Source organism: Paraburkholderia bannensis (assembly GCF_014200455.1).
GTDB lineage: Bacteria > Pseudomonadota > Gammaproteobacteria > Burkholderiales > Burkholderiaceae > Paraburkholderia > Paraburkholderia bannensis_A.
In genome coordinates, this window is record NZ_JACHBW010000005.1 from 74,725 (window position 1) to 97,774 (window position 23,050).

Sequence of the window (23,050 nt, forward strand, 5' to 3'; positions counted from 1 at the left end):
CTTAGTGCAGGGCCGTTGCGGCTCCTAATCCATGTATACCCCTAACTAGTCGGACTATTCGTCATGCCTCGCGCGGCGGTGCGGCCAGCCTCGCCTGTTGCCTGGGATCGAGCGGCGTTTCGGTTTGCGTGAGCGCGCGCTTCGTACGCGGCGCGCCCCTGCCGCTGCCAGTCGATTTCCGGCGCGCGGCGTGACGCTCGGTTGCGCGCTGCAACAGACAGAACGCGCAGAGCAGGGCGCCGATCACGATGCGCGTCCACCACGAACTCAGCGTACCGTCGAAAGTGATGAGCGTCTGGATCGTGCCGAGAATCCCCACGCCGAACACCGAGCCGATCACGTACCCCACGCCGCCCGTGAGCAGCGTGCCGCCGATCACGGTGGCGGCGATCGCATCGAGTTCCATGCCCTGCGCCTGCAGCCCATAGCCCGAAAGCACGTACAGCGTGAACACCACGCCGCCCAGCGCCGAGCAAAAGCCCGAGAGCGCATAGACGCCGATCTTGGTGCGCGCGACCGGCAGACCCATCAGCAGCGCGGAACGCTCATTGCCGCCGATCGCATAGACGTTGCGGCCGAAGCGCGTGAAATGCGCGATCACGATGCCCGCGGCCAGCATGGCGATCGCAGTGAGCGAGCCGGTTGTGAGCGAGCCGCTTCCTATCGGAATGCTGAATTCGGACAGCGCGTGAAAACCGGCATCGTTGATCTGGATGGATTCGGTGGTGATGAGAAAGCACGCACCGCGCGCGAGGAACATGCCCGCGAGCGTGATGATGAACGGCTGCAAGCGGAAGAAGTGGATCAGTGCGCCCATCGCCGCGCCATAGAGCGTGCCGAGGATCAGCACGAGCGGCACCACCACGGCCACGGACCAGTGCAGCTTCTCGGTGCCCACGGCGCAGAGAATCGTGGTGAGCGCAACCACCGCGCCCACCGAAAGATCGATGCCGCCCGAGATGATCACAAAAGTCATGCCGATGGCGACGATCAGCAAAAACGCATTGTCGACAAGGAGTCCAAACAAGACTTGAAGCGAGAAAAAGCCCGCATACATGACCGAGCCAAAGCCGAACAGCGCAGCGAACAGCAGCACGGTGACGACAATCGGCAGGACGCGTGGATCGACAAAGCGCGCGACGCCGCGTCGCCAGGCGTTGGGGGTATCGACGACATTGCGGGATGGACGGTTCATGCGGCAAGTTCCGGAAAAGCCCTTGAATGGCGGGCGTTTAGGCGTTTGTACGTTTATGCGCCTTTGCGTTTATGCACGCGCCCGGCGGCTCGTCGCGAGGCGGCGCAGTTGCGCGGCCAGGAACGCGCGCGCGGCAGGCGACTGGATCACGCTCACTACCAGTACCACCACGGCCTTGACCACCAGCGTGGCTTCAGGCGGCACGCCGATCGAATAGGTCGTGTAGGTGAGCGTCTGGATGATGAGCGCGCCCAGCACGGTGCCCGCCAGGCTGAAGCGACCGCCCGATAGCGAGGTGCCGCCCAGCGTCACGGCCAGAATCGCATCGAGTTCCAGCAGCAGGCCCGCGTTGTTGCCGTCGGCGCTACGCACGTTCGAGCTGATCAGGATGCCCGCAATCGACGCCATGAGGCCGCAGAACGCATAGGCGCCAAACACCACGGCCTGCGAAGACAGCCCGGCGAGGCGCGCGGCCACCGGATTCACCCCAATCGAGCGGATAAAGAGTCCCAGTGCCGTGCGGTTGACGATCAGCACGGTCAGCACGGTCACGGCGATGGCGATCCACACGGCGCACGGCACCAGCGCCAGATAGCCGCCGCCTGCGTAGAGATAGCCCTTCGCGCCAATCGGAATGATCTGCCCGCCCGTGAGCAATTGCGCGACGCCGCGCCCGGCCACCATCAGGATCAGCGTGGCGATGATCGGCTGCATGCCGATAAACGCGACCAGCAGGCCGTTCCACATGCCGGCGAGCAGCCCAACGGCGAGCGCCGCGCCGAACGCCGCGCCCACGCGCGAGGGGTCGTCGGCGAGCACCGTGGCGGCCGCTGCGCCCGCGATGGCGACCACCGCGCCCACGGAAATATCGATGCCGCGCGTGGCGATCACGAGCGTCATGCCGAGCGACACCACCACGAGCGGCGCCGCGCGCATCAGGATGTCGACGGGCGCGCCGAACAGATGGCCGCCAAGCAGCGTGATCGACAGGAAGTTCGCGCGGTGCGCGACGTCCACGGCGAACAGCGCCACCAGCGTGACGACGGGCCACACGAGCGGATGCCGCAGCAGCAGGGCAAGCGAGGCGGGCAGGCCCGAGGGCAAGCCAGAAGGCGGACGGGTGTTCATCGGCGGTCTCCGGCGATCAGGTTGTAGACCTCGTGTTCCGAGCGCGACGCGCCCGCCAGTTCGGCCACTTTGCGGCGGTCGCGCAGCACGGCGATGCGATCGCTCACCCGCACCACTTCACTGATTTCCGACGAGATGAACAGGATGCCCAGGCCTTTCGCGCAGAGCGCACGCACGCGGTCCATGATCTCGAACTTGGCGGCGACGTCGATGCCGCGCGTGGGTTCATCGAGAATCAGCAGGCGCGGTTCGGTGGCAAGCCAGCGAGCAAGCAGCACCTTCTGCTGGTTGCCGCCCGACAGCAGGCCGATGGGTTGCTCCGCATCGCGCGCCTTGATGCCCAGTTGCGCAATGTACTGATTGGCGAGTTCGCGCTGGCGCGCGCGGCCGATCATGCGCCACCAGCCACGCTGTGCCTGCAGCGCGAGCACGATGTTTTCGCGGATCGACAGATCGGCTACGATGCCTTCCTTCTTGCGATCTTCGGGGCAATAGGCCATGCCGTGCTTCACCGCATCGCGCGGCGACGAGAGCTTGACGGTCTTGCCGTTGATGCGCACCGCGCCCGCATCGGCTTTATCGGCGCCAAAGAGCAGCCGCGCCGTTTCCGTGCGTCCCGAACCCAGCAGCCCCGCGAGGCCCAGGATCTTGCCCGGCTGCACTTCCAGATCGAGTGGATTGAGCACGCCGCGCCGTGCGACGCCTTGCGCCGCGAGATAGGGCTCCTGTGTGCCGGCGGCGGCTTCGGCCTCAGTGTCGCGCGGCGCTTCGGCCTGCGCGAGCTGTTCGCCCGCGTTCTGGAGTCCCACCATCTTCGCGACCAGCGTTTGCACCGGCAGATCCGCCGCGAGATATTCGCCTTCGCGCTCGCCGTTGCGCATCACCGTGATGCGATCGGAGATCGCGTAAGTCTGTTCCAGAAAATGCGTGACGAAGAGAATCGCGATGCCGCACGCCTTGAGCTTGCGCAGCACCTCGAATAGTCGCGCGACTTCGCCCTCGTCCAGGCTTGAAGTGGGTTCGTCGAGAATCAGAATGCGTGCATCGACGGACACCGCACGCGCGATCGCCACCATCTGCTGCATCGCAATCGGATAGGTGTCGAGCGACTGCGTCACGTCGAGCGAGAGATTGAGTTGCGCGAGCGCCTCGGCGGCGCGGCGGTGGATCGTTTTCCAGTCGATCAGGCCGCGCTTGCGTGGCTGGCGCCCCGCGAAGATATTCTCGGCCACCGAGAGGTTGGGGCAGAGATTGACCTCCTGATAGAGCGTCTGGATGCCCGCGGCTTCGGCTTCCTGCGGCGTCGAAAAGCGCACGCTCTGACCGGCCAGGCGGATCTCGCCCGCCTCCGGTTCGTGCACGCCGGTCAGCACGTTGATGAGCGTGGATTTGCCCGCGCCATTCTGGCCCATCAGCGTGTGAATCTCGCCAGGGAACAGACGAAAATCGACCCGGTCGAGCGCACGCACGCCGGGGAAGGTTCGCGACAGGCCAACGGTTTCAAGTAGCGGCGTTGCGCTCATGGGCAGGCACCGGAAAAGAACGATGTGCTAACTAATTGTGTTGAAAACTACATGGCGCGCGTCACGTCTGGAGACCGCGACACGCGCCACTCCCTACTCCCCCTACCTGCCACTCAATACTTGCGCGACGGCAGCGTCTGGGCCGCGACGTCCATCGGGAACACGGTCTCATTGGTGACGATGCGCTTGGGCAACTGCTTGCCCGCAACCACGTCCTTCACGGCGCTCATCAGTTGCGGCCCGAGCAGCGGGCTGCATTCCACGTCCACGTTCATCTTGCCGGCGATCATCGCCTCGAAGCCGCCCTTGGTGGCGTCGAACGACACCACGCTCTGATCCTTGCCCGGCTTCATGCCGGCTTCTTCCATTGCCTGGATCGCGCCAAGCGCCATGTCGTCGTTATGGGCGTAGACCACGTTGATCTTGTTGCCGTAGGTCTTGGCGAAGGCTTCCATGACCTGCTTGCCGCCCGCGAGCGTGAAATCGCCGCTTTGCGAAGCGATGATCTTGAACTTCGGATCGTTCTTGATTACCTCGATCAGGCCTGCGTGGCGGTCGTTGGCCGGTGCGGAACCCACCGTGCCCTGCAACTCGACGATATTGATCGGGCCGGGATTGTTCTTGTAGTGGTCTTCGAGCCATTTGCCCGCGCGGCGGCCTTCTTCCAGGAAGTCCGAGCCGATCATCGTGACGTAGAGCGATTGATCCTTCACGTCGATGTTGCGGTCGGTGAGGATCACGGGAATCTTCGCGCGCTTCGCTTCCTGCAGCACCGGTTCCCAGCCCGATTCGACCACCGGCGAGAACGCGATCACGTCGACCTTCTGCGCGATATACGAGCGGATCGCCTTGATCTGGTTTTCCTGCTTTTGCTGGGCGTCCGAGAACTTGAGGTTGATGCCAGCGTCTTTGGCGGCCGATTTCACCGATACGGTGTTGGCGGTGCGCCAGGCGCTTTCGGCGCCGACCTGGGCGAAGCCCAGCGTAATCTGCTTGTCTTCGGCGTGCGCGACGCCCGCCGCGAGGGTAAAGGCCGAAAAGGCCGCCGCCGCAGCGACGAACCCGCTCACCATGCGAGTTGCCAGTTTCATGCGTGTCTCCGATGTTGCTCTGTAGTTTTTTAATTCACGACGCAACACCCGCGTCCGCCACGGCCGGACAGAATCACGAGAAAATCGCGCCATCCCGGACCCTCGGTCGCCTTCGGGTCGTTTGCCTTGCCTTTCTGAATAGCCAAACTATATGCAACAGGTTCGACCGTTTTTATTAGCGTTTTCCCGATCATCCAGACTCATATAGTCATGCTATTTATGGGTCTTTCTCACAAAGTGGGCAAAGCCATGGACACCCGTAAGCCCAAACTCCGATCGGCCCAGTGGTTCGGCACCACCGACAAGAACGGTTTCATGTACCGCAGCTGGATGAAGAATCAGGGCATTCCCGATCACGAGTTCGCGGGCAAGCCGATCATCGGCATCTGCAATACCTGGTCGGAACTCACGCCCTGCAATGCGCACTTCCGCAAGCTTGCCGAGCACGTGAAGCGCGGCGTCTACGAGGCGGGTGGCTTTCCGGTGGAATTCCCGGTGTTTTCCAACGGCGAATCGAACCTGCGGCCCACGGCGATGTTCACGCGCAATCTCGCCTCGATGGACGTGGAGGAGTCGATTCGCGGCAATCCCGTCGATGCCGTGGTGCTGCTGGTGGGCTGCGACAAGACCACACCCGCGCTGTTGATGGGCGCGGCCAGTTGCGATGTGCCCGCCATCGTGGTGAGCGGCGGCCCGATGCTCAACGGCAAGCACGAAGGCCGCGATATCGGCTCGGGCACGGTGGTGTGGCAACTGAGCGAGCAGGTCAAGGCGGGCAAGATTTCGATCCACGATTTCATGTCGGCGGAAGCTGGCATGTCGCGCTCGGCGGGGACGTGCAACACGATGGGAACGGCTTCGACGATGGCCTGCATGGCGGAAGCATTGGGCGTGACGCTGCCGCATAACGCAGCGATTCCCGCCGTGGATGCACGGCGCTATGTGCTCGCACAAATGTCAGGAATGCGAATCGTCGAAATGGCGCTGGAAGATTTGCGCTTGTCGAAGCTGCTGACGCGCGAGGCCTTTGAAAATGCGATTCGCGCCAACGCAGCGATTGGCGGCTCGACCAATGCGGCGATCCATTTGAAGGCGATTGCGGGGCGCATTGGCGTGCCGCTGGAACTCGACGACTGGACCCGCATTGGGCGTGGCACGCCGACGCTGGTCGATCTGCAACCGTCGGGGCGCTTCCTGATGGAGGAGTTTTATTACGCGGGCGGTCTGCCCGCCGTGCTGCGTCGCCTGGGTGAAGCGAATCTGCTGCCGCATCCCGATGCGCTCACAGCGAACGGGCGCACGCTATGGGAGAACGTGCGCGAGGCGCCGAACTATAACGACGAAGTGATCCGCCCGCTCGAGCGGCCGCTCGTGCAGGATGGCGCGCTGTGCGTGCTGCGCGGCAATCTCGCGCCCAATGGCGCGGTGCTCAAGCCTTCGGCGGCCACGGCGAGGCTCCTCAAGCATCGCGGCCGCGCGGTGGTGTTCGAGAATTTCGAGGACTATAAGGCGCGCATTGGCGATGCGGATCTGGACGTCAGCGCCGATTCGGTGCTCGTGCTGAAGAACTGCGGCCCGAAGGGTTATCCTGGGATGGCCGAGGTCGGGAATATGGGTTTGCCGCCCAAACTGCTCGCGCAAGGCGTGACCGACATGGTGCGCGTGTCGGATGCGCGCATGAGCGGGACGGCCTACGGCACGGTGGTGTTGCACGTCGCACCCGAAGCGCGTGCGGGCGGGCCGCTGGCGATCGTGCGCGACGGCGACTGGATCGAACTGGATTGCGATCAGGGCCTGCTGCGCGTGGATATCGGCGATGAGGAAATCCGCGCGCGCCTGGACGACTGGCGCGCGCAGCAGCAACCATTGGCAGCGGATGGCAGCGGTTATCGCAAGCTTTACGTCGACCATGTGCTGCAAGCCGACGAAGGCTGCGATTTCGATTTTCTGGTGGGCTGCCGCGGCGCGGAGGTGCCTAAGCATTCGCATTGAATGCGCGCCGAGGAATTCGGGCGGCCCATGATGATGCTAACTGATGCTAATCGGCGCGCAACGCAGAAGCCGCGAAGCGCGCCGATGAAGTTGTGCGCGCAACGAGCGTTCGCAGGTTGCGCAGCCGGATTTACGCCTTCTCGACGATACCCGGAATCGCGACGTTCGGATTGACGTCGGCGGTGTAGTCCACGCCTTCGATGCCGAAGCCGAACAGACGCAGGAACTCCGCCTTGTAGCCCGCGAAATCGGTCATCGTGTAGATGTTGTCGTCGGCGACGTCGTTCCACCAGGCCTTGACCTGCTCCTGGATGGCGGGATCGAGTTCCTTGTAGTCGGCGCGCAGACGGCCTTCGTCGTCGAGGATCGGCGTGGCGCTGTAAAGCGAGTCCTTGTACAGACGATAGACCTGCTCGATGCAGCCTTCGTGCGTGCCGTTGGCCTTCATCGCGCGGAACAGCAGCGACAGATACAGCGGCATGATCGGAATCGCCGAGCTGGCCTGCGTCACCACCGCCTTGAGCACCGCCACGCGCGCGTCGCCGCCGCTGGCCGCGAGCTTCGCGCGAATATCCAGCACCTTCTGGTCCAGATCCTTCTTGGCCTGGCCAATCGAGCCGTTCCAGTAGATGTCGTGCGTGACTTCCGCGCCCAGGTACGTGAAGGCCGTGGTCTTCGCGCCATCGGCCAGCGCGCCGGCCGCCGCCAGTGCGTCGATCCACATCTGCCAGTCTTCGCCGCCCATCACCGCAATGGTGCCGTCGATCTCGTCCTGGCTGGCCGCTTCGAGCACGGTCTCCTTGACGATTTCCTTGTCGGTGTCGATGCCGCGCATGCGCAGCTGCTTGCCGACCGGCTTGAGCGTCGAGTTGTGCACGACGCCCGTGACCGGGTGCGTGCGGCGCGGCGCGGCGAGGCTATAGACCACGAGGTCGACCTGGCCGAGATCGCGCTTGATCGTGTCGATGGTTTCCTGCTTGACGGCGTTCGAGAATGCATCGCCGTTGATGGTCTTCGCGTACAGACCCTTCTGGGTGGCGAACTTTTCGAACGCCGCCGTGTTGTACCAGCCGGCCGTGGCCGGGCGCGTGTCGGTGCCGGCGCGCTCGAAGCACACGCCAAGCGTGGCCGCATCCGAGCCGAAAGCCGCCGAAATGCGCGCCGCCAGACCATAGCCCGTCGAGGAGCCGAGCACGAGGACGCGCTTCGGGCCATTGGCGACAGGGCCGTTTTGTTTAACGTATTCGATTTGCTGGGCGACGTTGGCTTCGCATCCCGCCGGATGGGCCGTCACGCAAATGAAGCCGCGGACGCGCGGTTCGATAATCATCAGACTTCTCCGTAAGTCGCATGTTGCTTGCAGGAACGGGGCGCATTTTAGCGCGAGCCCGCCTTGCGGGCCATCGATGACGGTTTTTGCGAGCGTTTTTGGGGCCGGGTTAAGGCTGTCGGGTCTGCGTTTTGCGAGCCGCGGCGGGGCGCCGGCAAAGCGGTTTCAGTGCGCGGCAGCCATCCGGCCTTGCCCCGACGGCAGGCAGCCAAGCCCCGCCAGCGTGGCCTCCACGGCCGTATCGAGCGGCGTATGGGGTTCGCGGCCAAGCGTCTGAACAAGGCGCGTATTGTCGAGTTCGAGCGTCTCGCGCCAGAGATAGCGCATCTCCAGCATTTCGCGAGGCGTGGTGGAAAAGAGCGCCGCCACGTAGATCAACGGCCACGGAAAGGCGCCGCGCTTGATCGTCAGACCGTGCCGGGCGGCCACGCGGCAGATCGCGGCAACCATCTGGGTGCCGTCGGCGTCCCAGTGGCCGGCCATGTGAAAGCGCGCAAAGGGCGCCAGCGCGGCGCGTTGCTCGATCAGTTCGAGCATGGCGCGCGCGACATCGGGCACATAGCCCCAGCAGTGGCCCACGCCCGGCGTGCCCGGCTCGCGCACCGCACGCAAAGGCTGGCCGGGCGTGAGAAACCCCTGCGCGAGCCAGCTATTGCCCACGCGCGGCCCGAAAAAGTCGCCCGCGCGCAGCACGATTGCGCGCACCTCGCGGGCGGTGGCGGCCTCGATGCGCCGCTCCAGCTCCACGCGGATCGCGCCCTTGCGGGTGCGCGGCTGCTGTGGCGCGTCCTCCGCGACGAGAGGCAGCGCAGCGGGACCGTAGTTGTAGACCGTGCCGGGCAGCACCACGGTGGCGCGCGCGGCCTGCGCGGCGGCCAGCGTGTTGTCGATCATCGGCAGCACGAGTTCGGCCCAGCGGCGGTAGCCCGGCGGGTTCACGGCGTGGACGATCACCTCGCAGCCCTGGGCGGCGCGCATCACGGCGTCGCGGTCCATGACATCGCCTTGCACGGTTTCGATGCCGCCAGCCCGGACCGCATCGCCGCCCGGCTTGCGCTGCAAGGCCCGCACGCGCCAGCCTGCGCCGCTCAACTGCCGCGCGACTTCGCCGCCGATGCCCCCGCTCACGCCCAGCACGAGCGCCGTGCCTCGTGCCTGTTGCGCCTGTTGTGACTGTTGCGCCGCCGTTTCGCCGATGTTTGCCGCCATGATCGTTCTCGCCTGAATGAAGTGTCGATGGCTGCATTCTGCGCGTCTGCCGATTCATAAAAAATTGCCTGGAATCGCCGAGCCGCTATACATTTATGTATGACCTCGAACCTCAACTGGGAACTCTACCGGACCTTCCTCGCCGTGCTGACGGAAGGCTCGCTCTCGGGCGCGGCGCGCGCGCTCGGCATCACGCAGCCCACGGCGGGGCGGCACGTGGCGGCGCTCGAAAGCGCGTTTGGCCAGCCGCTCTTCACCCGCTCGCCAACGGGCTTCCTGCCGACGGAAGCGGCGCAGGCGCTGCGGGGTTACGCCGAATCGATGCGCAGCACGGCGGCGGCGCTGGAGCGCGCGGCCTCGGGCCACGGCAACGCCATGCGCGGCGTGGTGCGGGTTTGCGCGAGCGAAGTGGTGAGCGTGGAAGTGCTGCCGCCGATCCTCGCCGCGCTGCGCCGCGCGCATCCGCAGATCGTCGTGGAACTGGTGCCCAGCAACCGCCTGCAGGACCTGCTGCAACGCGAAGTGGACATCGCCGTGCGCATGACGCCGCCGCAACAGGACCTGCTGATTGCGCGTCATATCGGCGAGATCGAGATCGGGCTGCACGCGCGCGACGACTATCTGGCGCAATACGGCACGCCGCAAACGCTCGCCGATCTCGCGCAGCACACGCTGATCGGCTATGACACCGTCACGCCCTTCGTGCGCGCGGCGTCGGCCAGCGTGCCGTACTGGAGGCGCGAGAGCTTCGCACTGCGCACCGATAGCGACGTCGCGCAACTGGCGATGATCCGTGCGGGCTGCGGCATCGGCGTGTGCCAGTTGGGGGTGGCGCGGCGCGATGCGCGTTTGCAGCGCGTGCTGCCGCGCGAATGCGCCGTCAAGCTGACGACCTGGATCGCCATGCATCAGGACCTGCGCAGCAACAAGCGCTGCAAGGCGGTGTTCGATGCGCTGGCGAGTGGCATGCAGGCGTATATCGCGCAGGCCGCAGGGTGAGCCTTAAGCTGCTTCGGCCACTACAACCACAGGCTCGCAGCGGATCGGAAAGTTGACCGAATTCGCGATATAGCACTGCTCATGCGCGTTGTGATGCAGTTGCTCCGCGAGACTGCGATTGTCGCCCGCACGGATCGTCACGCGCGGACGCAGCACGATTTCCTTGAAGCGCCCCGCCTGAGCGTTGTCGATCATCGTGCCTTGCGCCTCGTCCACATAGTCGAGCACGGCAACGCCCGCGTCGGCGCAAAGATGCAGATACCAGAGCTTGTGACAGGCGCTGGCGGAGGCCACCAGCAGATCTTCGGGGTTCCAGCGCGCCGCGTCGCCGCGAAATGCCGGGTCCGCCGATCCGGGGATGGCAGGCTTGCCCGCCGCTTCGACGATGTGATCGCGTCCATAGTCGCGATAACCCGAGGTGCCCGTGCCGCGATTGCCGGTCCATCGCACCGTCACTGCGTAGTGGTGTTCGTGGCGGTGTTCCTTGTCGCGTTCCTTACCGTGTTCCTTGTGCGCCATCTCAAGCTCTCCATGCTGTCGTGGGTCTCGTCATTATCCGGGCATTGCGCGCTCAGAGTACGCGCAATTTCGAAGCCTTTCCTGCAATGCGAACCGCGCCGTTCTTTACGACATTTTTTCTTGTGACCCCCGGCGCGCAAATCTAGACTGGCCTGCATGGAAACGACAGGAGAAGCCATGTCGACGCAGCGCGCAACGCAAAGCCCGCATGATCGGATCATCTGCAACCAGCCGGGCATTGGCCGTCTGGTGTTGCGACGCTTCGATCCGCAGCGCGATTCGTGGGAGTTCCTCACGCAACTGCTGCATCGCGCCTTCGCGCGTCTTGCCTCGCTGGGCATACATTGCGCGTGTGTCGATCAGGCGGCGAGCGCCACGCGGGCGCGAGCGCTGGCGGGAGACTGCTTCGTGGCGGTCTGCAATGGCCGTATCGTCGGCACCATGACGCTCGAAGGCCGCGACGGCGAATCGCCTTGCGAGCATTATCGGCAGCGCGGCGTGGTGTCGTTGCACCAGTTTGGCGTGGAACCGGCGTGGCAAAGCCGGGGCATCGGTCGTGCGCTGCTTTCGTTTGCGAGCCAATGGGCCGCCGCGCGCGGCTTTACGCAGGTGGCGCTCGATACGCCGTTTCCGGCCTCGCATCTGGTGGCGTTCTATCGTTCGCAGGGATTCAGTCTGGTCGATGTGGTGCGCTTCGCGGGGCGCGCTTACGATAGCGCGATCCTGAGCAAGGCGGCGGGCGCGAGCCCTGCGTTTGCAACGCTGCAGCCTGCTTATGCGTACCCGGCACGCGCACAGCACGCACGACGCTAGGCCCGATTTTTACGCTGCATTTACGGCATTCTGCTCGACCCAGCGCACGAACTGCGCCGCCGGCATGGCCTTCGCATAGAGCCAGCCCTGCGCGAACTGCACGCCATGCTCGCGCAGATACGCGGCCTGCGCCTCGATCTCCACGCCCTCCGCGACCATCGCCAGCTTCAGTTCGTGCGCGATGCCGATGATGTGCGGCACGATCGCATTGACCTCCGAACCCGAGGTCAGCGCATTGATAAAGGACTTGTCGATCTTGATGCCGTCCACGGGCAGCGCGTGCAGATAGGCGAGGCTCGAATATCCCGTACCGAAATCGTCGATGAAGACCTTGTGGCCCGCGTCGCGATAGCTCTGCAAAACCGGCCCGAGTTGCTGGGCGTCGATAAATGCGCGCTCGATGCATTCGAACCAGATCTGTTCCGCGCGCACATCATGCTTCGCGAAGCAGGCCTTTAGCGTGTGCAGGAAGCGCGAGGAAATCAAATCGTCGCGCGTGAGGTTGATCGAGATGTGCAGATCGCGGCGCCGCACGAGCAGGTTGCCCGCGCCCGCGAACACGGACTCGATCACGAGATCGGTGATCGGCTGGATCATGCCGAGCAATTCCGCCATCGGAATGAAGGTGTCGGGCGCGATCACGGTGCCGTCCGCGAGCGTCCAGCGCACCAGCGCTTCCGCGCCGACGCAGCGGCCCGTGCGCAAATCGACGAGCGGCTGGAACCACGCGGTGAACTGGCGCTGGCGGATGCCTTCGAGCAAGACATGGCGCGGCGTGCGCAACTTGCGGCGCCAGCGCAGGATGAGCCAGGTGCCCAGCGCGCTCGCAAGCAGCGCGGGCGCGAGGAAAAATCTGAACTGCGCGGCGAAGTCGGGACGTACGCGATCCGAAGGTTCGTAGGCGACCACGGCAAGCGGATAGCGTTGCGAGCGAATCACCACGTAATAGCGCTGCTCGTGGAAACTCACGGCGGGCTCGCGGTAAAGCGCGGCGCGCATGAGCGCCGCGTCCGCGCGCGGCCAGCTGGTGACGATCGCGCCTTCGAGCGATTCGAACAGCGCGAGTTCGATGGTGTCGTCGAGCGGCACGATATCCAGATAGAAACGCGGATCGACCACGACGATATGGCTGCCGTAGCGGATATTGAGCATGCGCGTTTCATTGCCGCGTTTGCCGCTTTCCGTGGACCACGCGCTGAAGCCGTTGTTGTAGTTCCATTGCGCAGGCGGCAGTGCGCTCGCAGTCAGGCCGTGCAACGTCGAGCAGCGAATCGTTTCGCCGTCTGTCCACGCAACGTTGCGGACATAGCGGTATTGCTCTTCCACGTGCCGCATCGCCTGCAGATGGTCGGGCGTGCAGGGCGTATTGTTGTCGGTCGTGAGCGTGCGCAGGGCGGCTTCGGCATCGGCGGTCACGAGTTCGGCACGTACGAGTGCACGGCGCGAAAATTCGTCGATCTGCGCGCGCTGGTGTTGCTCGACCACGGTGTCGGCGGCCCAGACGATCGCCGCAAGCGCCGCGCAAACGACTGGCGCGACGAGGCAGAAGGTGGCCAGCAGGGACAATCGGCTTTTCATGCCGCTATTCAGGCGGTGATTGACGATAGTTAAGGGCGCGCGCAGGTGAAGGGCACGCCGATGTTAACGCCTTTGGCGCTGCGTCGGGCCGGGGGTGTGCAGCGGCGAAGGCGGCGTCATCCGTTGCGCATGAAACCACGCGCGATGGACTCAGTGCTTCTGCGGATCGGCATGCACCACGCGATTGCGCCCGCTTTCCTTGGCAAGGTAGAGACGCCGGTCGGCAACCTGCATGAGCGCTTCATAGTCGGCCGCGCCGTCTTCGGGGCTGGCGGCCACGCCGATCGACACGGTGAATGCAATCGCATCCGCGCTGCCTGCGCTCGCACGGCTGTCGCGCGCGTGCGCTTCTACGGCGCTGCGCACGCGCTCTGCCACGGCGGCGGCGCTCGCGAGATCGGCATCGGGCAACAGCGCCGCGAATTCCTCGCCGCCCACGCGCGCGGGCAGATCCACGCTGCGCAGGTTGGCATGCAGCAGATGCGCGAAGATCGACAGCACGCGGTCGCCGGCTGCATGACCGTAGCGGTCGTTCACGCGCTTGAAGAAGTCGATGTCGAGCATCAGCACGGCCATGCGGGCGGGCGTGGCTTGCGTGCCTTCATCGTTCGAATTGTGGTCGGCACGTTCAGCACGTTCAGCGCGTTCGAGCGCCTGCGCGAAGGCCTCCTTGAAACGCCGCCGGTTCGCGAGACCCGTGAGCGGGTCGCTGCGTGCAAGCATTTCGAGCCGTTCGCTCGCCTCGACATAATGGCTGAAGATATTTGTCACGATGCGCAGCGTGCCCATCAGCAGCAGGATCAGCACGACCCACGCCGCAATTACGGGACTGTTGAAGACGCGCCGCGCGGCGGCGAGCGTGAGTTCCGTGTTGTCGGTAGGCGCGAGCAGCATCCAGTGCGTCTGACCCACGCGCTGGTAGAGCAGATAGGTGCCGCGATGCTCGACATAGCCGGAGCCCTTCTGCATCCAGCGGTCGGCCGAGGTTTGCGCGATCCGAAGCAGAGCGGCGTTGAAGCCAGCCGGAGGCTGTTCGGTGAGCGCGCCGTTGCGGAAATAGACGACGTGGCCATTACTGTTCAGAAGCCCGAATTCAATGACGTTGTTTTCGTCGTCGTCGTCGGTTTGGCCGGAAGACAGCTGCAGCGACAGCAGACGCGACTGCGTAATGTCCATCACCACCGCGCCGCGAAAATGATTGCCGGCATAGATGGGTGCGCTGAGCGTCGAGATCGATTCTCCCTTCTGCAAGCCCGTATAAACCGGCGTCCAGAGCACGTCGCGCGCGGGATTGCTTGCGGGCAACTGGCCGCGATAGTAATTCATGGTGCTGAAGCGACGCAGCAGTTCGGGCACCGTGCGGCCTTGATTTTCCGGGGCGATCACGAAAAGACCGTTGGACGAGATGAAAGCGACCGTGCTCTGCACGGCGTCGGCGTGCTGGCTGATCTGCACCAGCGGGCTGATCGCGCGGGCGAGTGCGATGTCGCCGGGCAGCGTGGCGCTGTCGCGCTGAAAGCCTTCGAGTCCTGCGAGACCCGCGGCGTTGGTGCCGTACACGTTCGGGCCGTCGAGCGCGCCGGCAATGTGCCAGACCGGTTGGGTCGAGGCGGCCAGCGCCTTCATGACGGCGGTTTGTTCGGCGGGCGAAGGCTGCTCGTGAGCGCTGAGTTGATGCTCGGCGAAATTACGCAGAAACATCAGACGGCGGCGTTCGGCTTCGATCAGCGCATCCACGCCCACGGCGCGCACTTCGAGATCGCGCTGACGGCTGTGCAGGTCGTTGCGCGTCATGTTGTACAACTGGCGCAGGCCCACTGCGATCAACAGCAGCATCGCGCCGATAAAGCATAGCGTCACCACCAGACGCGGCCGCTTCATGACGATGCCGGAAAAACGGTCGGGGCGCGTGTGGGCCGCCGTGCCCTTTACGCTGCGCTGCATGGTTTCGGCAGAGCCTCCAGGTGATGCCGCTGCGCGGCGTCCGGGTATCGGCGCAAGAATAGCATTGCGCGTCATGAGGCGAGCGCGGGCTGGCCCGCTCCACGCGAGCGCGACGCACTCGCTCAACGTCGGCAGGCGGTTCTTTTCGCGCCAGGCAAGAGCCGGCGCGCTTTTTACGTTGCCTGCGCATCAGTGCTCAAGCCTGCGCTCAAGCCTTCCACGCCGAATGGCGAATCACGCTGCAGAAGTTGCCGGCGTGGAAATGCGGATCCTTGTCGGCGAGCACATCGGCCTTGACGTTGCCGAAGGTCGTGGCGGGCTTATGGTGGATGCCGTCGTAGAAGGCCTGAATGATGTCTTCCTTGAAATGCTCCGAGCGAGGGTGCGCGTGCACCACAGCCTCGCGTTCCGCGTCGCTATACTCGTGATACGTCAGGCCCAGCACATCCATCTCCACGCCCGCCGTCACCAACGCGATCACGGGATGCATATGCTGAGGAATACCAGGTGTGGTGTGAAGCGCAATCGCCGTCCATACGAGGTCGAGGTCATGCTGGGCGATGCCGCGTGCGCGCAGGAAGTCGCGAGCGGCGTTGGCGCCGTCCACTTCGAAGCGTTCGTGCTCGCTGCTGTGCGAATGCATCAGGCCGACATCATGGAACATCGCGCCCGCGTAGAGCAGTTCGGGATCGAACTTCAGGCCGCGATGCTGACCGGCCAGCGCGCCGAAATAATAGACGCGGCTCGAATGATGGAACAGCAGCGGCGATTCAGTATCGCGCACGAATTCGGTGATCTCGCGGGCGAGCTGGCTATCGGGAATGCGGGGGGCGATGGCGGAAAGATCGAGGCTCATGGAAGGACTCCGTCGGGGGGGAATGAATCCATTCTGGCCTGTGCTAGCATTGTCTACTATTGACTGAGTACGTCGAATTCTGCCATTTCGCGCGTGATCCGGACGCATGCCGTGATGCACGCGATCGAGCACCCGCCGGAGCCTGACCCCATGCCAAAAATCATCGCCATCCTTGCGCTGCCGGGCGTGCAACTGCTCGATGTCAGCGGTCCGCTCGACGTGTTTGCGCAGGCGAATATCGAAGCCGGGCGCACCGTCTACGACTTGCGCGTGATCGCCTGCCGCCCGGGGCCGATCCGCAGTTCGTCCGGCGTGCGTCTGCTGCCCGACGAGGTGGCCGGCAAGCCGTCGCCCGAGCGCGCCCAGGAGCGCATCGACACGCTGCTGGTGGCGGGCGCGCCGGACGCAGCCACCAGCCAGCTGACGCCGCGCGTGATCGACTGGCTGCGCGCCACGGCGGGGCGCGCGCGGCGCTTCGGCTCGGTCTGCACGGGTGCATTCGCGCTGGCCGCCAGCGGCCTGCTGGACCGGCGCAGGCTCACTACGCACTGGGCATCGGTGGAGGCGCTGGCGCAGGCCTGCCCGACGGTCTCGATCGAAGCGGATTCGCTTTATGTGCGCGACGGCAAGCTGCGCACGGCGGCGGGCGTGACGGCGGGGCTCGATCTGGCGCTGGCGCTCGTCGAGGAAGATCTGGGCCGCGAGATCGCCATGCAGGTGGCGAGCCAGCTGGTGATGTTTTTCAAGCGCCCCGGCGGCCAGTTGCAGTTCAGCCGCAAGGGCGAAACGCGCCCGGCGGGGCGCTCGGCGCTCCAGGAGGTACAGCGCTGGGTGGCCGCCAATCCGGCGCTCGCGCATCGGGTGCCGGATCTGGCCGAACGCGTGGGCTTGAGCCCGCGCCATTTCGCGCGCCTCTTTCAGGCCGAAGTGGGCCTCACGCCTGCGGCCTGGGTGGAGGCCGTGCGCGTCGATGCGGCGCGCGCGCTGCTGGAGACCGAGGCCGAAGCGCCCAAACGCGTGGCGGCGCGCTGCGGGTTTGCAAACGCGGATACCTTGCGGCGCGCTTTTCTCAAGCACGTTGGCGTGTCGCCGGCCGAGTATCGGCGGCGTTTTGGCGGCGCGGCGCAAACGCCTGCCTAGCCGCGGTATGCGGATTGCGTCTTGCGATTGCCGTGCCCCAGATTCGTTGCGCATGAAAGCGTAATTAGTGGGCAGATTTCCGAACAGCCAACGTCGATCCCGGCGATAATCGCGCCCATGGATTCGCACGTCCGTTCACACGATGCAGACGGCATGCGTAGTCCAACCTCTGAGCAAAAAACGTCGAAGTAAAGCCGAAGCAAAAAGCGACGAAACGAAGTGAAGGCCGCACGGGGATGCCCTGGTTTGGGGCGCGCGGCGCGTGACACCGTAGCCCGCGCCGCATGGGCGCGAAGGTTGCGCAGGCGATCCGGCGGTCCGGCGGTCCGGCGCACGGGTGCCGCAGATTCGCCGCAGACCAGCAGGGAGAGCCGCCGCGCCGCCGCCACGCGCCGGGCCGTGAAAACAAGAATCCACGCGACACACTATGTATTCGATCTTGCCCGCGTTCGTATCCGCCTTGTTTCTTGGATTTGGCGTGTACGTACTCCTGACGGAAGGCGTCTCGCGCCTTTCGGTGCCGTTCGCGCTCATGTGCGCGACCACCTTCGTCTGGCAGGGCACCTGGGCATTTCTGTTCCAGACCAACGATACGGAGCTGGCCGGGATACTCGTCAAGTTCGGCTATCTGTTCATCCTGTTTCTGCCCACCACCTACTATCACTTCAATATCGAAGTCTCCGCGCGGCGCAGCGAGCGGCCTTTTCTGCTGGCGTCGTACGGCGTGAGCGCCGTGCTCGCCATGCTGCTGATCGCAAGCGACGAGGTGGTGTCAGGCTACGGCTCGTTCTTCTTTGGCAAATATCCGCACGCGGGATTGCTGCATCCCGTGCACGTCGCGCAGACGGTGCTGCTCGCCCTGCGCAGCGGCTGGCTGCTGTTCGTGGCGCGCGGCCAGACCCAGGCGCGCGACCGCCGCCGTCTGCTCGATCTATGTCTGTTGAGTCTCGCGATCTACAGCGTCTCCGCCACCGATTACGCGGTCAACTATGGCGTTGCGTTCTATCCCGTGGGCGCCGCGTTCATCGCCGTGAGCCTGGGGATTCTCGCCGTCACCGTCGTGCGCTATGGCCTGATGCGCCCGTACCTGATCGCCGCGACCGTGGCGCACGAGGTTGCCACGCCGCTCGCCGCCATCGGCATGCACGCCGAGGAGATCGGCAACGTGCTGCCCGAACTCATGCGCGGATACCAGCTTGCCGTGCAGCACCAGCTTTGCGTGGACGGGCTTTATCCGGGCCAGTCGGAGCGGCTGTCGTCGCTGGCCACCTCGATCCGGCGTCAGGTCGACAGCACCAGCACCGTGGTCGAAATGTCGCTTGCGTCGTTTACGCTCGACCGTCTCGACCGGCGCAGCTTCGAGGCCTATCCGATCCGCTCGTGCGTGAATGCGGCGCTCGAACGCTTTCCGTTTCGCACCGGCGAGCGCGAACTGGTTCAGGTGCAGCCGATCGATCCTCAACTGTGCTTTTCCGGCTCGGATTCGCTGGTGGTGTTCGTGCTGTTCAACCTGCTGAAGAATGCGCTCTATGCGATTCACGCGGGCGGTGGCGGACGCGTGAAAATCGATACGGCGAGCGAGGGCGGCTATTGCGTGCTGCGCTTCACCGACACCGGGCCTGGCATCGCGCCCAATGTGCTGCCGCGCATCTTCGAGCCGTTCTATTCGACCAAGTCGCATGGCAAGGGCTCGGGCATGGGGCTGGCGTTCTGCCGCCGCGTGGCCGATGCGCTGGGCGGGGCGATCGCGTGTGAATCGGTGCCGGACGTGGCCACGACCTTTACGCTCTATCTGCCGGAGCCGGGTTCATCGGCGGATCGCGCGCTGCACGATGGGCAGGCTAAGCCCCGCCGCTGGACGGCGGGGCAGGACTACGCGGGTTGAAGCGGTGCCGGCTACGGCCCTCGGTTAATCGCTATCACCCCTTTGATTGGCGTACCCATGGCCGCTTTAACGGGCGGCGGCAGGCAGCACGATTTCGTATTCCTTGACGCGCTCGATGATTCCCGGCGGGAAGCGGCGAATCCGCTTGTCGGTACCGGCAAAAAGAATCTGCTGGTAACCGAGCGAGACGGGACGCCCATCCACGCAAAAACGGAACAGGAGATAGGCCGAGCATTGCCGCACCTGGAAAGTGTTCAGATAGCAATCGACGCGCTGGAACGGAAACGTCTCTTGCACATATTCCTGATGCGCGCGCTTCGTGACGAAGACGCCGCCTGCCGCGAGCAGATTGTTATGAATACATTCGTGGAACCAGCGCTCGCGGCAAATGCCCTGCCACTCGAAATAACGGGCGAAATACGTATTCATGAAGGCATTGGAGTCCTTGAGATAGATGTCGATAACGTGATGAAAAGTTTTGGAAGGCGTGGCTTCCAGGATTTCGTCGGAAAAGCCGTTGGCGCCACGGGAGAGAACTGCGGGGATCGATTCACGTGCGTTCATTGCCTGAACTCCAGATGAAAGTGGCCGCTGGCGGGGCCGCGCATGCCTTCTGTGGACGAAGACATGCCCCCAATTCTGTGCGTGTTGCCTGGCCGCCAGAATCGTGCTCGGCAGTTATCGGCACAAGACGTGCGCGCAAACGATTTCGCGTGAAATGCGCATGTATTGCGCATAAATTGAACGCAGATCGCGTATGAAATTCGCATGGGGTTCACGCGTTCGCGGGCCGTGCGCGAAGCGTTCAGGCGCATACAACAGCCGTGGCGCACCGGTTGCCGAGCCTGGCATGAGGCCGCATAATCTGGCAGCGATGGCGTTGCGATGCGGTTTGTGTGAACCCTTGCTGGAACCCGCCAGGCGGGTCATTCGTCGCCCTAGAGGGTCAATCGTTTTGCAGGCAGTCGCTAGCACCGAGGCATATACATGAGTTCGATCGTCAGGCAGCCGGTTTTCTACCCCGTATCCGTGGTTTTTCTCGACGACAGTGCGGATTTTCTTCACGCATTGCGCGGCCTTTTCCCGAATGCGCCCACGCACCATTTCTTCACCGCGCAGGACGAGGCGCGCGCGTTCATTGAAAGCGCGAGCCAGCGCGGCGCGCGCCATAGCCCCATGTCGGGCGCGGCGTGGTCGGAATTCGAAAAGAAGGGCGGCAATGCGCTCGGCCAGGATGCGCTGGCCAACGCCGCGCGCTTCGAGGATGTGGCCGCCATCGTGGTGGACTACGACATGCCCGGCCAGGATGGACTGGAGTTTCTCGCAACGGTAAAGGACGCCAATTGCACGCGCATCCTGCTCACCGGCACCGCCGATGAGTCGCACGCGGTGGACGCCTTCAACGCCGGGCTGATTCACTTCTATGTCAAGAAGTCGGACCCGGCCATGACGCGCAAGCTTGCGCAGGCGCTCGCCAACGCGCAGCAGAAGTTCTGCGCGCAGCATGGCCATATCGGCGTGCATGGAGTGGGCGCGGTCTACGCGGACCGCCGCACGATCGACGTGCTGCAAACGCTCGCGCAGCGCGAGCGCATCGTCGAATACTACTGGCGGCCCGAGCAGAACGCGGTGCTGACCTTCGACGCGCAAGGCCATGCCGGCGTGTTCCTCGCCTGGGACGCGCATGACTGGGACGCACAGTGCGATGTGGTGACCGACGAGGGCGGCCCCGCCGCCTTGCGCGACGAGATGGAAGGACGCCGCATCATGCCGGTGTTCTGGCCCAACGAAGCGTACCGGCCCGGCATGGCGCGCGTGGAATTTGCGGTGCCGCAGCAGGTGCCGGGTTCGCAGGATATCTATACGAGCTGGACGCGCATCGAAGGCGTCGAACTCGCGCCGGAATTCGTCACCTATGCGCAGTGGTTGCGCTCGCAACAAGCGGCCTGATATTTTCTCAAGCCGGATCCGTTCGTCGAAGCAGGAAAAGGCACCCGCGGGCACCCGAGGGCGCCCTTTTTTGATTCGCTCATTCGCTCATTTCGCGCGTCAGAACGTTTCCCAATCCTGATCGCCGCCTGCCGTCGCGAGTGCGGGCGAGGGCGCTTGCGCGGCCGACTTCGGAACGGGCCTGGGTGCCGATCCTGGCGTGGATTTCGACGCGGATTTCAGCGTGGATTGTCGGGCGGGTGCAGCGCGCTTTTCCTGCTTGAGCGCTGCGGGCTTTAGCGCCCGCGCCTGACGCAACGTGTCGGTCTGCACGGGCGTGGGCTGCTGGGAGCCGATACGGAACACCGACACCACCTCGCGCAGACCACCCGACTGCGTCGCCATCGACTGAGCTGCCGCCGACGCTTCTTCCACCAGCGCCGCATTCTGCTGCGTCACCTCATCCATCTGCGCGACGGCGCGGTTGACCTGTTCGATGCCCGTGTGCTGCTCTTCCGATGCGGCGGCGATCTCACCCATCAGATCGGCCACGCGCCGCGCGGATTGCACCACTTCGTCGATGGTCGCGCCCGCTTCGTCGACGAGTTTCGAGCCTTCCGCCACCTGCGTTACCGATTGCCCGATCAGATCCTTGATCTCCTTGGCGGCGCTTGCGCTGCGTTGCGCGAGCGTGCGTACCTCGCCTGCCACCACCGCGAAGCCACGGCCCTGTTCGCCTGCGCGCGCGGCTTCGACCGCCGCGTTGAGCGCCAGAATATTGGTCTGGAACGCGATGCCGTCGATTACGCCGATGATCTGCTCGACGCGCTCCGAGGTCTGAGCAATGCCATGCATCGTCGTCACCACGCGGCGCACCACTTCGCCGCCGCGCGCGGCCACATCCGACGCATTGACGGCCAGCGTATTGCCCTGGCGCGCGTTGTCGGTGTTGTGCTTCACGGCGGCGGTGAACTGCTCCATGCTCGCGGCGGTTTCTTCGAGCGAGGCGGCCTGTTCTTCGGTGCGTTGCGACAGATCGCGATTGCCCGCGGCAATCTGATGCGCGCCCGTCGTGATCGATTCCGCCGAGGTCTGGATACGCTGCACCGTATCGACAAGCTGCCGCTGCATCTGGCTCATCGCATGGAGCAGGCTGCGGCCGTCGCCAGCGCCGACGCGCACCTGCGCGGTGAGATCGCCTGCCGCGATGCGCTCGCAGATATCGGCCGCATAGTCGGGCTCGCCGCCAAGACTCGTGCGGATGCTGCGAATCAGCCAGAACATGCCGAGCGTGATCGCCGCGCCCACCAGCGCGACCAGCGCGAGATTGCGCATCAGCGCGCCGTAGAAGGCCGCGTCGATATCGTCTACATAGACGCCAGTGAAGAGGTGCCAGTCCCAGTCGGGCACGGCATCGGCGTAGCTGATCTTCTCGACCGGGCTGCTGTGGCCCGGCTTCGGCCATACATAGCTGCTGAAGTGATTGCCGCCCGGCGACGAACTCTTGACGATTTCCAGCGCGATATGCGTGCCGTTCGAGTCGACCATGCCTGCCTGACTCTTGCCTTCGAGCTCGGGCTTGGGCGGCACCAGCAGCGCGGTGGCGGCGCTGTCGTAAATGCCGAAATAGCCGCTCTGGTCCGCGCCATAACGCAGGCCGCGCAGCGCGGCGATGGCCTGACGCTTCGCATCGTCGGCGGAAAGATGACCTTGCGAAGCCTCCTTCTGATAAAAGCCAATCATACCCAGCGCGGTTTGCGTTTCCTGCGCGAGCATGCTCTTTCGATCGTCGAGCATGCCCAGGCGCGTCATCGCCGCATTGACCACGACCAGCACCACGAGGGCGATCCACACCAGCGCGACGATGCTCCACGCCTTTTGATTCAACGACAGTCGCTTCACGTTCTTCGTTTCCTCCG

Annotated in this window: 18 protein-coding genes; 6 read left to right on the forward strand and 12 right to left on the reverse strand. The window is 64.6% G+C overall.

The genetic code is table 11. The features are described from left to right. Window positions 1-61 precede the first annotated feature (61 nt). The 4 genes from yjfF to F4827_RS10155 form a co-directional block, all read right to left on the reverse strand. Window positions 62-1,195, reverse strand: coding sequence for a galactofuranose ABC transporter, permease protein YjfF (gene yjfF, locus F4827_RS10140; protein ID WP_183723975.1), 1,134 nt, complete (start codon window positions 1,193-1,195; stop codon window positions 62-64). A gap of 69 nt (window positions 1,196-1,264) precedes the next feature. Continuing rightward, a complete protein-coding gene (locus tag F4827_RS10145; RefSeq protein ID WP_183723974.1) occupies window positions 1,265-2,323 on the reverse strand; it encodes an ABC transporter permease in 1,059 nt (352 codons plus the stop codon). Beyond that, on the reverse strand, window positions 2,320-3,846 hold the full coding sequence (locus F4827_RS10150) for a sugar ABC transporter ATP-binding protein (protein WP_183723973.1): 1,527 nt from the start codon (window positions 3,844-3,846) through the stop codon (window positions 2,320-2,322). The genes F4827_RS10145 and F4827_RS10150 overlap by 4 nt, the downstream gene beginning before the upstream one ends. Before the next feature lie 113 nt (window positions 3,847-3,959). Next, window positions 3,960-4,937 carry an ABC transporter substrate-binding protein gene (locus tag F4827_RS10155; protein WP_183723972.1) on the reverse strand — a complete coding sequence of 326 codons (978 nt, stop codon included), beginning with the start codon at window positions 4,935-4,937 and terminating at the stop codon, window positions 3,960-3,962. Between the two features lie 249 nt (window positions 4,938-5,186). Between F4827_RS10155 and F4827_RS10160 the strand changes: the two genes are divergently transcribed. Continuing rightward, the gene (locus F4827_RS10160) at window positions 5,187-6,929 is read left to right on the forward strand and encodes an IlvD/Edd family dehydratase (protein ID WP_183723971.1); all 1,743 of its coding nucleotides are present in this window, start codon (window positions 5,187-5,189) and stop codon (window positions 6,927-6,929) included. Window positions 6,930-7,059: 130 nt separating this feature from the next. Here the strand turns inward: F4827_RS10160 and fabV are convergent, their stop codons facing one another. Then, window positions 7,060-8,259, reverse strand: coding sequence for an enoyl-ACP reductase FabV (gene fabV, locus F4827_RS10165; protein WP_183723970.1), 1,200 nt, complete (start codon window positions 8,257-8,259; stop codon window positions 7,060-7,062). A gap of 165 nt (window positions 8,260-8,424) precedes the next feature. Then, on the reverse strand, window positions 8,425-9,468 hold the full coding sequence (locus F4827_RS10170; RefSeq protein ID WP_183723969.1) for an NAD-dependent epimerase/dehydratase family protein: 1,044 nt from the start codon (window positions 9,466-9,468) through the stop codon (window positions 8,425-8,427). 99 nt (window positions 9,469-9,567) lie between these two features. Here F4827_RS10170 and F4827_RS10175 point away from each other — a divergent pair, with 99 nt between their 5' ends. Further along, the gene (locus F4827_RS10175) at window positions 9,568-10,467 is read left to right on the forward strand and encodes a LysR family transcriptional regulator (RefSeq protein ID WP_183723968.1); all 900 of its coding nucleotides are present in this window, start codon (window positions 9,568-9,570) and stop codon (window positions 10,465-10,467) included. A 3-nt stretch (window positions 10,468-10,470) separates the two neighbouring features. On the opposite strand, the gene F4827_RS10180 is transcribed toward F4827_RS10175, so the two are convergent. Next, entirely contained in the window at window positions 10,471-10,986 is a 516-nt protein-coding gene (locus F4827_RS10180) for an OsmC family protein (protein WP_183723967.1), read from the reverse strand. A gap of 177 nt (window positions 10,987-11,163) precedes the next feature. On the opposite strand from F4827_RS10180, the gene F4827_RS10185 reads away from it, so the two are divergent. Further along, window positions 11,164-11,799, forward strand: a complete 636-nt coding sequence (locus F4827_RS10185) for a GNAT family N-acetyltransferase (protein WP_183723966.1) — start codon at window positions 11,164-11,166, stop codon at window positions 11,797-11,799. A gap of 9 nt (window positions 11,800-11,808) precedes the next feature. On the opposite strand, the gene F4827_RS10190 is transcribed toward F4827_RS10185, so the two are convergent. The 3 genes from F4827_RS10190 to F4827_RS10200 all read right to left on the reverse strand — a co-directional run bounded on the left by F4827_RS10190 (window position 11,809) and on the right by F4827_RS10200 (window position 16,177). Continuing rightward, on the reverse strand, window positions 11,809-13,377 hold the full coding sequence (locus F4827_RS10190; RefSeq protein WP_183723965.1) for an EAL domain-containing protein: 1,569 nt from the start codon (window positions 13,375-13,377) through the stop codon (window positions 11,809-11,811). 150 nt (window positions 13,378-13,527) lie between these two features. After that, complete coding sequence (locus F4827_RS10195) at window positions 13,528-15,321, reverse strand: diguanylate cyclase (protein ID WP_183723964.1); 1,794 nt, start codon at window positions 15,319-15,321, stop codon at window positions 13,528-13,530. Window positions 15,322-15,529: 208 nt separating this feature from the next. After that, a complete protein-coding gene (locus F4827_RS10200; protein ID WP_167054682.1) occupies window positions 15,530-16,177 on the reverse strand; it encodes an HD domain-containing protein in 648 nt (215 codons plus the stop codon). Window positions 16,178-16,327: 150 nt separating this feature from the next. Here F4827_RS10200 and F4827_RS10205 point away from each other — a divergent pair, with 150 nt between their 5' ends. Next, the gene (locus F4827_RS10205) at window positions 16,328-17,317 is read left to right on the forward strand and encodes a GlxA family transcriptional regulator (RefSeq protein ID WP_183723963.1); all 990 of its coding nucleotides are present in this window, start codon (window positions 16,328-16,330) and stop codon (window positions 17,315-17,317) included. Between the two features lie 427 nt (window positions 17,318-17,744). Then, window positions 17,745-19,202, forward strand: coding sequence for a sensor histidine kinase (locus F4827_RS10210; protein ID WP_183723962.1), 1,458 nt, complete (start codon window positions 17,745-17,747; stop codon window positions 19,200-19,202). Window positions 19,203-19,268: 66 nt separating this feature from the next. On the opposite strand, the gene F4827_RS10215 is transcribed toward F4827_RS10210, so the two are convergent. Further along, a complete protein-coding gene (locus F4827_RS10215) occupies window positions 19,269-19,766 on the reverse strand; it encodes a thioesterase family protein (protein WP_183723961.1) in 498 nt (165 codons plus the stop codon). 423 nt (window positions 19,767-20,189) lie between these two features. On the opposite strand from F4827_RS10215, the gene F4827_RS10220 reads away from it, so the two are divergent. Next, window positions 20,190-21,152, forward strand: coding sequence for a response regulator (locus tag F4827_RS10220; protein WP_183723960.1), 963 nt, complete (start codon window positions 20,190-20,192; stop codon window positions 21,150-21,152). A gap of 99 nt (window positions 21,153-21,251) precedes the next feature. Here the strand turns inward: F4827_RS10220 and F4827_RS10225 are convergent, their stop codons facing one another. Continuing rightward, a complete protein-coding gene (locus tag F4827_RS10225) occupies window positions 21,252-23,033 on the reverse strand; it encodes a methyl-accepting chemotaxis protein (RefSeq protein WP_183723959.1) in 1,782 nt (593 codons plus the stop codon). Between the last annotated feature and the right edge of the window lie 17 nt (window positions 23,034-23,050).

What these genes read in the sequence shown, in the direction of transcription:
- F4827_RS10150 (WP_183723973.1), bottom strand. Translation starts at nt 3,846, where the DNA reads ATGAGCGCAACGCCGCTACTTGAAACCGTTGGCCTGTCGCGAACCTTC.
- F4827_RS10145 (WP_183723974.1), bottom strand. Translation starts at nt 2,323, where the DNA reads ATGAACACCCGTCCGCCTTCTGGCTTGCCCTCGGGCCTGCCCGCCTCG.
- F4827_RS10170 (WP_183723969.1), bottom strand. Translation starts at nt 9,468, where the DNA reads ATGGCGGCAAACATCGGCGAAACGGCGGCGCAACAGTCACAACAGGCG.
- F4827_RS10160 (WP_183723971.1), top strand. Translation starts at nt 5,187, where the DNA reads ATGGACACCCGTAAGCCCAAACTCCGATCGGCCCAGTGGTTCGGCACC.
- F4827_RS10190 (WP_183723965.1), bottom strand. Translation starts at nt 13,377, where the DNA reads ATGAAAAGCCGATTGTCCCTGCTGGCCACCTTCTGCCTCGTCGCGCCA.
- yjfF (WP_183723975.1), bottom strand. Translation starts at nt 1,195, where the DNA reads ATGAACCGTCCATCCCGCAATGTCGTCGATACCCCCAACGCCTGGCGA.
- F4827_RS10205 (WP_183723963.1), top strand. Translation starts at nt 16,328, where the DNA reads ATGCCAAAAATCATCGCCATCCTTGCGCTGCCGGGCGTGCAACTGCTC.
- F4827_RS10195 (WP_183723964.1), bottom strand. Translation starts at nt 15,321, where the DNA reads ATGCAGCGCAGCGTAAAGGGCACGGCGGCCCACACGCGCCCCGACCGT.
- F4827_RS10175 (WP_183723968.1), top strand. Translation starts at nt 9,568, where the DNA reads ATGACCTCGAACCTCAACTGGGAACTCTACCGGACCTTCCTCGCCGTG.
- F4827_RS10200 (WP_167054682.1), bottom strand. Translation starts at nt 16,177, where the DNA reads ATGAGCCTCGATCTTTCCGCCATCGCCCCCCGCATTCCCGATAGCCAG.
- fabV (WP_183723970.1), bottom strand. Translation starts at nt 8,259, where the DNA reads ATGATTATCGAACCGCGCGTCCGCGGCTTCATTTGCGTGACGGCCCAT.
- F4827_RS10155 (WP_183723972.1), bottom strand. Translation starts at nt 4,937, where the DNA reads ATGAAACTGGCAACTCGCATGGTGAGCGGGTTCGTCGCTGCGGCGGCG.
- F4827_RS10180 (WP_183723967.1), bottom strand. Translation starts at nt 10,986, where the DNA reads ATGGCGCACAAGGAACACGGTAAGGAACGCGACAAGGAACACCGCCAC.
- F4827_RS10215 (WP_183723961.1), bottom strand. Translation starts at nt 19,766, where the DNA reads ATGAACGCACGTGAATCGATCCCCGCAGTTCTCTCCCGTGGCGCCAAC.
- F4827_RS10210 (WP_183723962.1), top strand. Translation starts at nt 17,745, where the DNA reads ATGTATTCGATCTTGCCCGCGTTCGTATCCGCCTTGTTTCTTGGATTT.
- F4827_RS10220 (WP_183723960.1), top strand. Translation starts at nt 20,190, where the DNA reads ATGAGTTCGATCGTCAGGCAGCCGGTTTTCTACCCCGTATCCGTGGTT.
- F4827_RS10185 (WP_183723966.1), top strand. Translation starts at nt 11,164, where the DNA reads ATGTCGACGCAGCGCGCAACGCAAAGCCCGCATGATCGGATCATCTGC.